10 protein-coding genes and 1 pseudogene are annotated in these 11,040 nt (G+C 60.6%); 5 read left to right on the forward strand and 6 right to left on the reverse strand.

Annotated elements, in window-relative coordinates; translation table 11 throughout:
* The 3 genes and pseudogenes from DDF70_RS37260 to DDF70_RS33345 form a co-directional block, all read left to right on the forward strand.
* Nucleotides 1-297: pseudogene (locus DDF70_RS37260) on the forward strand (complex I NDUFA9 subunit family protein); the annotation flags it as partial.
* A gap of 394 nt (nucleotides 298-691) precedes the next feature.
* Nucleotides 692-1,345, forward strand: coding sequence for an OsmC family protein (locus DDF70_RS33340; protein ID WP_114948873.1), 654 nt, complete (start codon nucleotides 692-694; stop codon nucleotides 1,343-1,345).
* 601 nt (nucleotides 1,346-1,946) lie between these two features.
* Nucleotides 1,947-2,312 (forward strand): SPW repeat protein, encoded by a 366-nt coding sequence (locus DDF70_RS33345; protein WP_114948874.1) that lies wholly within the window; start codon nucleotides 1,947-1,949, stop codon nucleotides 2,310-2,312.
* A 363-nt stretch (nucleotides 2,313-2,675) separates the two neighbouring features.
* Here the strand turns inward: DDF70_RS33345 and DDF70_RS33350 are convergent, their stop codons facing one another.
* The 4 genes from DDF70_RS33350 to DDF70_RS33365 all read right to left on the reverse strand — a co-directional run bounded on the left by DDF70_RS33350 (nucleotide 2,676) and on the right by DDF70_RS33365 (nucleotide 6,105).
* Complete coding sequence (locus DDF70_RS33350; RefSeq protein WP_114948875.1) at nucleotides 2,676-3,794, reverse strand: ABC-type transport auxiliary lipoprotein family protein; 1,119 nt, start codon at nucleotides 3,792-3,794, stop codon at nucleotides 2,676-2,678.
* A 44-nt stretch (nucleotides 3,795-3,838) separates the two neighbouring features.
* On the reverse strand, nucleotides 3,839-4,360 hold the full coding sequence (locus DDF70_RS33355) for a hypothetical protein (protein WP_245435750.1): 522 nt from the start codon (nucleotides 4,358-4,360) through the stop codon (nucleotides 3,839-3,841).
* 292 nt (nucleotides 4,361-4,652) lie between these two features.
* Entirely contained in the window at nucleotides 4,653-5,165 is a 513-nt protein-coding gene (locus DDF70_RS33360; protein ID WP_114948876.1) for a hypothetical protein, read from the reverse strand.
* Between the two features lie 262 nt (nucleotides 5,166-5,427).
* Nucleotides 5,428-6,105 carry a protein-L-isoaspartate(D-aspartate) O-methyltransferase gene (locus tag DDF70_RS33365; RefSeq protein WP_114948877.1) on the reverse strand — a complete coding sequence of 226 codons (678 nt, stop codon included), beginning with the start codon at nucleotides 6,103-6,105 and terminating at the stop codon, nucleotides 5,428-5,430.
* A gap of 1,727 nt (nucleotides 6,106-7,832) precedes the next feature.
* On the opposite strand from DDF70_RS33365, the gene DDF70_RS33375 reads away from it, so the two are divergent.
* Nucleotides 7,833-8,360, forward strand: coding sequence for a PRC-barrel domain-containing protein (locus DDF70_RS33375; RefSeq protein WP_114948879.1), 528 nt, complete (start codon nucleotides 7,833-7,835; stop codon nucleotides 8,358-8,360).
* Nucleotides 8,361-8,614: 254 nt separating this feature from the next.
* Here DDF70_RS33375 and DDF70_RS33380 read toward each other — a convergent pair whose 3' ends face one another.
* Together DDF70_RS33380 and DDF70_RS33385 are read right to left on the reverse strand one after the other, a co-directional pair.
* Nucleotides 8,615-8,956 carry a cupin domain-containing protein gene (locus DDF70_RS33380; RefSeq protein ID WP_114948880.1) on the reverse strand — a complete coding sequence of 114 codons (342 nt, stop codon included), beginning with the start codon at nucleotides 8,954-8,956 and terminating at the stop codon, nucleotides 8,615-8,617.
* A gap of 77 nt (nucleotides 8,957-9,033) precedes the next feature.
* Nucleotides 9,034-9,501, reverse strand: a complete 468-nt coding sequence (locus DDF70_RS33385) for a low affinity iron permease family protein (protein ID WP_114948881.1) — start codon at nucleotides 9,499-9,501, stop codon at nucleotides 9,034-9,036.
* Nucleotides 9,502-9,883: 382 nt separating this feature from the next.
* Between DDF70_RS33385 and DDF70_RS33390 the strand changes: the two genes are divergently transcribed.
* Nucleotides 9,884-10,498: a PRC-barrel domain-containing protein gene (locus DDF70_RS33390; RefSeq protein WP_114948882.1), complete on the forward strand. Its 615-nt coding sequence runs from the start codon at nucleotides 9,884-9,886 to the stop codon at nucleotides 10,496-10,498.
* Nucleotides 10,499-11,040: the final 542 nt, after the last annotated feature.

Consider the following 11,040-nt stretch of genomic DNA (forward strand, 5'->3'; position numbering starts at 1 on the left):
GAATTCGGCGGCCCCCGGGTCTATACCTTCAAAGAGCTGCTTGAGTTTGTCTGCGCGACCATCAGCGCCCGGCCGCTGCTGGTGCTCCTGCCGTTCTGGGCGGCCGAGTTGTTGGGCGGGCTGCTGCAGGTGTTCCCTGATGCGCCGCTCACCCGCGATCAGGTCCGGCTGCTGAGGACCGACAAGGTGGTCAGCGGCTCCGAGCCGACGCTTGGTGACCTTGGTGTCAAGCCCCAAGCGCTCGAGACGATCGTCCCTGAGTATCTCGCGGCCTATCGACAGGTAGGACGGGGCTGACGTCTCAGGCCTAACCAAGGCAGACCCTCATATCCGTGCACAGGCTTACTGAAGCCTCTGGACCATCGTGTCGATCTGGCGACCCGGCCGGAGCTGATGACTGAAACTCGCGTAGGTGCGGGCATTGCGAGGCAGGTGGATTGGTGCAAGCTCATGCACAGAGGGCCGCGCTCACTATGCGCCGGCCGGTCCCGGCCCAACATCTCGATCACGTCCTGAGACTGGGGCGCTTCTTGGCCGAGACCAGCGGCTGCCAGCGATCTCTTGCAGCGGTTGCCCAAACGCGGGCCCGCGACTGCGAGAAGTGGTATAGTGCTTTAATCAGGCATGTTGTCGAGATCGCTCACAGTTAGAAAGTATCGAAGTGATGCGTTCGCATTGAAGGAGATCGCAGATGCAGATCACTCCACTCGGCCCTCTCGAGCGCGAGGCAGAAGGCAGCAGCAATACAGCCATCGTCACGAACTTGGAGCATACTGCATTCGGACAAGTGATCTTCGTCGGTGACCATACCCTGCACGCCGATCAGCCCTTGGGCGCTGGCGGACAAGCCGCCGGCCCTGATCCCTATCAGTACCTTCTGGCGGCGCTCGGGGCGTGTACGTCAATGATCGTGGGAGCCTTCGCTCGGCGTAAGGCCTGGCCTCTCGAACAAGTCGTTGTGCGCCTCACCCATTCTCAAACTCACCCGAGAGGTGCGGACGGGCAACCGTCGGGAAAGATCTCCGACCGCATCGAGCGAAGCGTTGATCTTGTCGGGCCACTTTCGGATACCCAACGTGACCTCCTCCTCAAAGTTGCAGACATGTGCCCGCTGGTTGGCATGCTCACCTCGGGGATCGACATCGTCACGACCTTGGCCGCACACGCCCCCGGTGAGAGCTATGATCCGGTCGACCGCGACTCTGACCAGAGCTTCCCGGCAAGCGACCCTCCCGGCTGGATCCGGATGACTGGAGCAGGAAGTCCCCTTCACATCAACGCGCTCACCCATTTACTCGAGCACGCAGATAACACTCTGACACCGTCAGAGCTTCGAGCGCGTTAACCTGCCGGAGCCTGATCTGCGTTGGCGACGAGATTCCTGATGGACTCTGCCGAATAGCGGTCGCGTGTGATGTAGATCGGCATCCGACTTCCTCCTGAGTTGACCAGGGCTTTCAAGCGCCAGTAGCGGGCTCAACGGTGGTCCTCGGCACCCCTCGGTCAACAGCAATTCCGATACGGCCGTTATGAACCTGGACCTTGTGCCGTGCCGACCGTGTCCCTCCAGGTCTGCGTAAACGACCGAAAGCACCTCAGACGTGAGGCCGAGCAAGAAACGGGGCTGGGTTCCAGGCCGAATGACAGCGGACTGCCGGCTTCCGCCGCCGGACCAGGTACCGACGTCTTGAGGGGACGTATAGTGTCGCTGGAAGGCTGCTGGGTCGGCATAGACCCGCGTTCAAAAGGCAGGTCGGCGAGCTATTCAAGGGTGATATTGCGCAGGGCTGAATGCGGACGGCCCACCGCTGGATTGTTGATGCATGCCGTCAGCCTCGGGCGTAAAATGAATAGACGACCCAGTGAAGATCTCAGCGGTGACGACGGGTCCGATGGCATGACGATGCGCCGCTGCTGGGGGCTTGGACCTTGAGAGGAGGTCCGCCATGCGCGCGCTGACTGAACGCGACGACAATATCCTCAACGGCGCTACTGCGATCCTAGGTCTGACCCTGCTGCTGTGCCCCTGGTTGCTCGGGTTTGCAACCACTCGAAGCGCCAGCTGGACGGCCGGAACGGGTGGGCTTGTCATTGCGGTCATCTCGGCCGCTGCCCTGAGCCAGCGGGCGGAATGGCACGAGTGGGTCGATCTTGCGGTTGGGCTCTGCCTCGTTGCCTCTCCCTGGCTCTTCGGCTTTACGGACGTAACCACCGCTGCTGTGACCCATGTGGTCCTTGGTGGGCTGGTCGCGGCCTTGGCGGCTGTCGAGATGTGGCGGTTCCACGGCACCCCACCGGCCAAACCTGCCTGAGCCATGGCGGCTAGAGCGCCGGGGTGGTTCTGCGCATCCGAATACGATGGCGGACCACTCGCCCAGCAGCCGCTCCCCAAGGAACCAAGCCTCCACGTCATCGCGGCCTCCAGCTCTAAATGCGAGGTCCACGTTGGGAGAGGATTGTCTCGAAAGAAATGTCAAAAGCACCAGAAGTTCTCAATTCAGATGCATATTCTCAAATTAAATGCTCAAAACTACATCTTATGTCATCGATCCCCGCATCTGCGGCGCCGGCTCGGCGTCAATGGCTCTCACATCGCCCTCGTCGCTTTGCTGGAGGGGACAGGCGCCGGGTAGTGTTGGCCGAGGGACTGATAGTGCCGCTTCTGACCAGGCCCATCAGATAAGGCTTGATACCCAGAGCACCAGTTCGGTCGCAGCCTCGCCGAAGGCCTCATTGAGGCCTGCCACCGCCGCTGCCGCATCCGTGGCCTGAACCGGAACACTCGCATGCACAATGTGTGCGCCGACGATCCGACCGTCTCCGGCCAGGATCTTCGCCGAAAACTCCACATCGGCCCTCGGTCCAGGGAGAAGCATTACCTGAAAGCTGCGGATGTCGATCAGGAGCTGGTAGTCAGCCGTGAGACCTTCCGTGGGGCGCGCGACGGCCTGCGGATAGTTTGCGTTCTCGAAGCTCTGGATGATCTTGGCTTGCACGAGCTTCGGCAGGCTGTCGCTCCATTGTGCGTCGAACGCGGCCCTTTCTTCCACCTGCGGCCGCACGAGGATCTTTTGTGTGTCGAACAGGACGAGCGCGCTCGGCTCAGGAATGACCAGCTGACCGCTCGCAATCTTGTCGTTGGGTGGGAAGGCATGCGGCGCCGATAGGTCATAGATCCTGGCCGGTGCCTTGGCGGGCGCTCCGCCGCCGAGGCGCTCAAGGGCTTCAAGGATTTGGTCGAGGCGGCCAGAATTGCGCGCGAGCGCCTCCGAGAAGGTGCTTAGATTGGCCAGAATGCCGTGCAGCGGTTCCGCATTGTCCGCGAGGAGGGCGTCAAGGCGCCGCAAGGCCTCCCGTGCCGCTTGGCTCAAGTCCTGGCTCGCAACCGGATCAGCCTTCAGAACAGGTGTCCCACCTCTTGCACTGGGAGGCGGCGCGGCGGGCGTGCCGCCTTGGAGGGCGATCGACGGCGCACCCATGAGGCCTTGGGACACGAGGCCGGCCTGAGTGTCGCTCCTGATGGGCGTGCTGCGGTCAAGGGAGAGCGTGGCGATCACCTGGTTGGGATCATCCGGGTTGAGCCGAAGCTCAGTGACATCCCCGACCGCAATGCCGTTGAACAAGACCGGCGAGCCCGGCAGCACCCCCGTGACGGGGCTCTCGAACACGACCCGATAGGTTTCACGCTCACCGAACCCGCCGGTGCCGCGAAGCCAGTACACAAAGCCAAAGGCCGCCGCGATGACACAGAGTGTGAACAGTCCAATGAGGGAATACCGCGCCTGCGTCTCCATGGTTTCGTCTTCGCAAACCTCCTGAGACCATCAACCATTTCCGTCTACCGCGCCCGGGTCATGGTCACCGACACCTGTGACAATTCGGTGCCTTGGGAACGGATACTCACTGCCTGTCGCGTGCCTTGAGGGGCCATGGCGATCCCAGCTGAGAAGCCAGGCCCGTCTACGACAGCATCGATCCGGCCGGCCGAGATCCGGCCGGAGATCCTTCCTTGCAGATTGCGCGTGGTTTCCATCCAAAGGCCAGCGACACGTCCTCCCTCGGCGGTGATGTCCGTCCTGAGCTCGAAATTGTAGCTGTCGCTCGTGCAGCGAAGGTTCTGCCGAAGGTTGGTGCCGGTGGACGCCACCTCGTACGTGGCTTGGCAACGGAGGCGCTCGGTGGTGCCGCTCGACAGAGCTACCGTGCCGCTGCCTGACCACGATCCGGCAAAGCCGGCAAAGGGTCTGGAAGAGGTGACCGGAGTTTGCGCATGGGCTGGCGCTCCGCACAGCAGGACCACCAGGGCGCCACGGGAGAGATGGCGTGCGTGCGAAAGAGTGGTCGTCAGGCCGGCTGGCATGGTTCGGCGCCTGTGGCCTCTGGACGGTCTTGGCAAACATAGCGGCAACGGGGCGAATTGGCGAGATGGCACGAGCGGCATGTCGGCTGCTTGGCCAGCCGGTCTTGTTCAACGCGCTTGTTGAATGCGTCTGTGCATCGGCATTGGGGCTGATAACGGCCGAGATCCAAGCCACTGACGCCTGTTCACCGCATGAGATCGCGGCAGGATTGAATCCAAAGGCGTTTTCTGACGGCTCCGGGCAGGGGGCGGTCAACCCGGCCTGTGAAGCAGGAGCTGGAATGGACAACAATCATTGCGCGATTTGGAATGCTTCGAGCTGTGGCGGATTTCCATCGGTGGTAAACGCTCCCTCGTAGCGGCCCACTTGGGTGTGGGCCACACACTCGATCGTAGAGCCCATTAAGTTGGGGTCGACAAAGCGGCAGAAGCCCACCGCGGGATCCTCCTTGCCCTCTTTGCGGTGGGGAGCCGCAGTCGTCGCTGCCAGAATAACCTTCTCGATCGCCTGGACCACAATAGCCGGGTCTTGGTCAATCCGCCGGGAGCCATCGCCAGAAAATGACAGAATGGTGCTCTCGGTCATAAACCAGTACGAACTCACCCCGGTGCTGTAGTTCATGTTCACCAGGAGATCCTTGCAGCCCTCTACCGCAAGACCTGCGTGAACCAGCTTGGTGCACTCACCGGAGACGGTGACCATTTGGGCGATCTTGGCGGTTTCGGCATTCTTCTTCGCCTGAGGGGCGGCCTCCACGCTGATCGTAACCGCAAACAAGAGTGCCATCGCAAGAGACAGCTTCATAGCCTGCCTCCATTGTCGCTCGGGTTTGACTATAGTCCGCTAACCCGGCGCTGTCGATCGAACTCGAGCCAAAGGTCCTTCAGGTCAACCAGGACATTTACCTATTCGTTAGGAAGACTGGTTCTTCCACCTGAAGCAGACGGTCTCCTTTCGTGTTGGACTTACCAAGAGGCGGTATTCGGTCGAGACACGTAGGATTGGCGTCCAAGGCAATGACGCATGACATCAGTTTGCCATGCGCGGCCCCCGCGTATCGGCTGCCTCACATGATCGTCTCCAGCCGGCTGAACCGGACAGGCAGGAACTCATGAACTCTCGTCTGACCAGTGGCATCCTTCTCAATCATTGTGAGGCGCTGCATCTCCTCTGGGCCCAGTGGCATCACCAAGCGCCCGCCGGGCTTGAGTTGGTCAAGCAGAGCAGCAGGCGTCGTGTCAGCCGCAGCAGTCACCAGGATCTTGTCGAACGGGCTATGCTTGGACCAGCCGCGGGACCCGTCTCCCTCTCGGATCTGGATCCTGGCATCGCCGAGGTGGCGAAGGAGACTGCGTGCAGCGCTGGCAAACTCCTCGACAATCTCGATGCTCCAGACCCGATCAGCCAGTTCCGCCAGAACCGCCGTCTGATATCCGAGTCCGGTTCCGACCTCGAGCACCCTCTCGTCCGATTGTGGGGACAACAAATCGGTCATCAGCGCCACGATAAAGGGCTGCGAGATCGTCTTGTCAAAGCCGATGGGCAGGGGCGTGTCCTGATAGGCGTAAGGAGCAAGAGGTACCGGGACAAAGAGATGCCGTGGCACCTTGCGCATGGCGGCCATCACCCGCTCATCCAACATCGCCTTGCCGATGTCATCCCTGGCCAGATCAGCGTGGATAGCAATCATCTCGACCATATGCCGGCGTAAGACTGCGAAATGGCTCTCGTTCATCGGCTTCATGGCGTAGGCTTTCATTGCACCACTTGAGGTCCATGTGCCTGCAAGCGGCTGCTTCTTGGAACAACGCTCAGGATGGCTGCCGGGTCGGCCAGGTTGGGTCAGCCCAATCTGGAACGCATAAGGATCTATGGAGCAGCCAGTAAAAGGAGCCTCTCCGGGAGCGGCAGCCAAGCCCGATCCACAGCAGTGCGAAGGAAGCCGGGGCCATCGGCCACTTTGCTGCTCCACCTTGCCTCATGCTCTCCAAGCAGAGGAGGGGCTATCGGAGTCTGTGAGATAGAGCGATACTTGAGCCTTCTGAGCTGCCGAGGAGGGACCCATGCCTGAAATCAAGCAGCTGTCTGACTGCTACAAACCGAAAGAACCAAGCAAGTACCTTCTCATCGAAAGATTTCGTGAGCCGGCCATTGGTGACCGATACCGCATAAGTGGGAGCGGTTGCGATGTCTGCAGTGAATATACGCACAGTGACCTGGAGAAGGCGTGTCAAAGGGCTCTCGATCTGGCCCGGGCCTCGAACATATCCGTTGTCTACTTGAGCTATAACTGTGACCCCCTGCATACGTAAAGCCACTGCTCTTAGGACACTATCAATACAGCATGTCTGTGAATCCGCATCGAATACGGATCCTTGAGCCGTCTGTAGCTAGGCACATGATTTTGCAAGCGGAGTCGTAGCGTCGGCGGGGTCATCATCGGCGCCGATCGTGCCCCGCCGGACTTTCGCTTTGTGCCGCTAAACCAAGGCATTGCGTTTCCCTTGAGAAGGGTCAAAGCTTCGGTGCCGATTCACACCCTTAATCTATCCTGGCCAGGATGTGTGGGGGGGGGCACCTTGGCTGGGCAAGACACTGGGCCTCACCCTGCAAATTCGGTCGGAAGGGCAAGCACCGACGCAACTGCGGTATCTGGATCGCGTTAACCTTTGTTCTGCATGGATGGAGGACAGCATGTGCCACTATCGCGGATCATATATGTACGAGGACAGGACAAAGGCTGAGGCTGAGGCTGATCGCCAAAAGGAGCTTGAGGCCAGACGCACTCAGGCTGTCGACAAGCTGAAGCACGAGGCTGATGCAGCGGCTCAGAAGGCTGCGTCCGTACCGGCAAAGTAACTTGTAGCCATACCTTTACATGTGTGAAAGTCAGGATTTGACCTGTCAGACAGTGTCGGACCCAGTCGTGTTTTACACGAGGTAGCTGAGTTCAGAACCGACCATTCCGGCATGGTGGCTCTCAGCTTGGGCGAGGCGCGCGGTCAAGCCCCGCAGCCGCTCTGCGGTGCGCCGCAGGCGCAGGGCTTGAGGGCTCGCCGGAAACCCAAGCCATCATTCAGGCTGCCAGAGTGCAACTCACGCTGACACTGTCCGTCAAATCAAGTCCAGGATACTACACTTTATGCGATCCAAAGCAGCTACGATGCCCCGCTCTGGCGGGGCATCTTGGTTTTGCAACTCGCCACCCTGCACGAGCAGGCGTGACATGAGGAGCTAACACGCTCATGCCTTGACACTTCTTCTCCACCTGTCACGCTTTCGCCTCTTGCGCCCTCATCGGCGGGCTTGGCCCTTGGAACCGCGCCTGTTATGTGACTTTGATCTGTGTCGCGACAGTTTCGGGTATGAGCACCAACCGAATGTGCTGGCGAGGAGCGACATCGAGGATTTGGCTCTGTGCTGCCGTACCTTCGTTCCAGAGCGTGGTGCCTGCAACTTCTGGAGAGCGCCATGCGCTTCCATCATTTGCTGCGGCCCCTGCTTGGGGCTGCCGCGGGTACAATCCCCGTTCTGGCGCAACCGAGCCAGCCCACAGCGCCTTCCCCGCAGGCCGATGCGGGTGGATGGATCGCCGAGATGCAGCCGGATCAGTGGCCAACCTCGAAGCTGGAGGGACTGGATGTCTACAGCAGCAACAACGGCGACAAGATCGGCGACATCCGTGACCTGATCCTTGATGGCAGCGGCACAATTCAGGCGGTGGTGATCAGGGTTGGTGGCTACTTGGGCCTGGGCCAACGCAACATTGCCGTTCCGTTCAACCAGATCAAGATCGTCAACGAACCACGCGGCAACACGTCGGGCAGAACAACGGGCGAGGCCCGACTGGCCGGAATCAGCCCTGGAGGCGACACCGTCGCCTCCCCGGCGGCAGCCAGAACGGCGGCAGTGCCAGCAGGCTCTGCCAGTCCTGCCTCCTCGAACGTGGGGACGAATAACCCACCTGCCCCTGGCGCACTAGAGCAATGGCGGTTCTGACAGAGTCAGTGCGCCGATGCTATGTCTTTGTTCCAGAAGTGCTTCTCATCGCGAATCATTATCCGATGCCGGGCGCGTTGCTGTAGGACGGGCACAAGCGGCTCCCAGGAACGGCTCTGCTCCCAATCATGCCGTTCTCACGATGAGCATCACCAAGGATGAGTTGCGGACGATTCTTGAATTCAGGGACGCCCGCTGAGGCCGGTCCAAACCACATGGTTTCAGGACCGACCGTGGCGGTCGCCAGCGAGACGCTACGCCTTTTCGCGGCCATGCACCTGAGCAGGAGGAGCAGTCGCTTCGACTGCGGTGAACGTCTCCAAAATACGGTAGGTATGCTCAGACCCTGCGGGCACGACCCAGGAGTCTCCCGGTTCCAGCCGCACAGTTTGCCCCTCGATCTCCAGTTCCGCCCTGCCTGCAATCACATACCCAACCACCTCATACTCATGCCTGTGCTTGGGTTTGTCCTGCGTGGGCTCCTCGCCGCGCCAGAGCCGCATCGATACTCGCTTGCCAGACGCAAGATACACCTCGCCTTGACTGCCAGTCGGCGAATGAGCGCTGCTCACCTTGGTCACCGTTGTATCGGCCATCTCCCTCTCCTGTGCTCAGCCTTGTGAAGAATTGGCAATCGCGACGGTCTGTTCGCCGCGCTGTTCTGGATCGGCTCTCACTTGCGAGGCTTGAATGGCAGCAGGCCGCTGGTGGCCTCATCAGCCGCCTGGGCGGCTTTCTGGTTCACTGCCCCTTCTGCCACATCGGCAGCTTGAATTGCGCCCTTCAGTTTCTTGGCCCGTGCCTCACAGCGTTTGCGAAGCTCGTCCAGTTCCTCTTCGGTGAGATGCTCGATGCCAATGTATTTGTTCTGAGCGGCACTGGTCCGGATCAATTCGTCGAGCTTGGTCTGAACCGCTGCTCCGTCGCGGTTCTGGGTGTTCTGGATCAGGAACACCATCAGGAACGTCACGATAGTGGTGCCAGTGTTGATGGCAAGCTGCCACGCATCAGAGAACTGGAAGATTGGCCCAGTCACAGCCCAAAGCAACACCACGATCACACACAGGGCGAAGGTGATCGGCTTGCCGGTCGCATGCGCCACATGTTCGGCCAAGTCGCTGAAGGTTCGGGACAGCGACATCTGCGCCTCCGTCACGGGAGCCGCGACAGACGGCTGTGCTGCGGTGGCTCTCAAGAGCCGATTGTCAGCCTACGCGGGTGATAAGGCAAGCGTGGTGCTCAATCCTGTGCGCTGGTCTGGCAAAGCGGGGACATGGCCGCTAAGCAACAATGGTTGGAGAGCTTTGCCATGATTTGCGTCAAGACTGACCGAGCGCCGCCACCAAAAACCCCGCTCTGGGACGGGGTTCAAGGTTCGGGAGAAAACATGCTCTCGAAGGCAATACTGCTCCACCTGGGCCAGTTCCTCCCTCCGAAGAAAGAAAGTTCAGCCGAACGAAGGGCTTAGCTTCCTATTATTATTGTATGCGCCGCATAGCGCGGACAGGACGATGGAGGAACACATGGCTGCAAAGCATCTTGCGTTAGTTCTTCTTGGTACAACCCTGATCGCAGTCCCGGCTCTGGCCCAAACCAATCCGCCCGCAACATCCACAACGGCCCCAGTGTCAGGCGCGATGAACACGGGCAACTGGATGACCCAGGAGCAGCCGGGGCAATGGCGGGCCTCCAAGCTCGACGGCCTGAACGTCTACAGCCAGGACAATGAGAAGATTGGCGACATCAGCGAGCTGATCGTGGACAGCAATGGCAAAATCCAAGCCGTGGTGGTGGGCGGCGGGGGGTTCCTCGGGCTCGGCGAACAGGACGTGGCCATCCCGTTCGACCAGATCAAGTTCGTAACCGAGCCTCTGGCCGTGGCCACCACCGCCCCTGCCGATGGCCGCACAGTGGCGACCGACCCGAATGCCCCGGCGGCTCCGCGAGCCCCGGCCACAGCAACGGCTCCAGCGGCTCCAGGCACCGTCAGCCCGACTGCGCCGACCACCACCGGCACAGTGGCGACGGACCGGACCGCTGCTGCCGCGAACCGCTCGACCCCCGATCATGCGATGCTCACAACGACCATGACCAAGGATCAGCTAAAGGCGGCTCCCGAGTTCAAATACGCTCGGTAGAAGCATGATCGTCACGGAGGGGCTTAGAGCATCGGACGAAAAGGCGGATTTATGCCCTGCCCCTCTCCGCTGGGCAGAGGTAGGGATCGAGGGTAGGGATCGAGCGGGTCTGACAAAGCGTCCGATGCTCTAGCGCCCCTCCAGCTTTCTGCTGTTGCCTCAGAAGCGCAAAAACTCTTTCCGGGTTAAGCGGATGGGCACATCTACCCGTGGCGGATAGCGTCGTGGCGTTTCTGCTCTGGCGCAGAGGCAGGTTTTGCAGCGATAATCCAATGCCCCTGACGCCACTCCCACCAGATGCGGCCTGGGCCGATATCGGTGACACAGCAGGGCACTAAATTCGAGGTGTGGTCAGGCATACACAGCTTCTCCGTGTTCGCGCATGGGGCTTGGATCAGTCGCCGACTGGGGTTTAGTCTCGTGCCGGACTATCGGCATCGCCATAGCCACACCGTCCGTGGAGTTTGCCTTTGAGGCCAGCACGGCTTTCCAGACCGAGCTTGCCGCCATCTGGATCGGACTAAGCGGCGTGTTGCCCACAC

The organism is Microvirga calopogonii (genome assembly GCF_003347665.1).
In the GTDB taxonomy this organism is placed as follows: domain Bacteria; phylum Pseudomonadota; class Alphaproteobacteria; order Rhizobiales; family Beijerinckiaceae; genus Microvirga; species Microvirga calopogonii.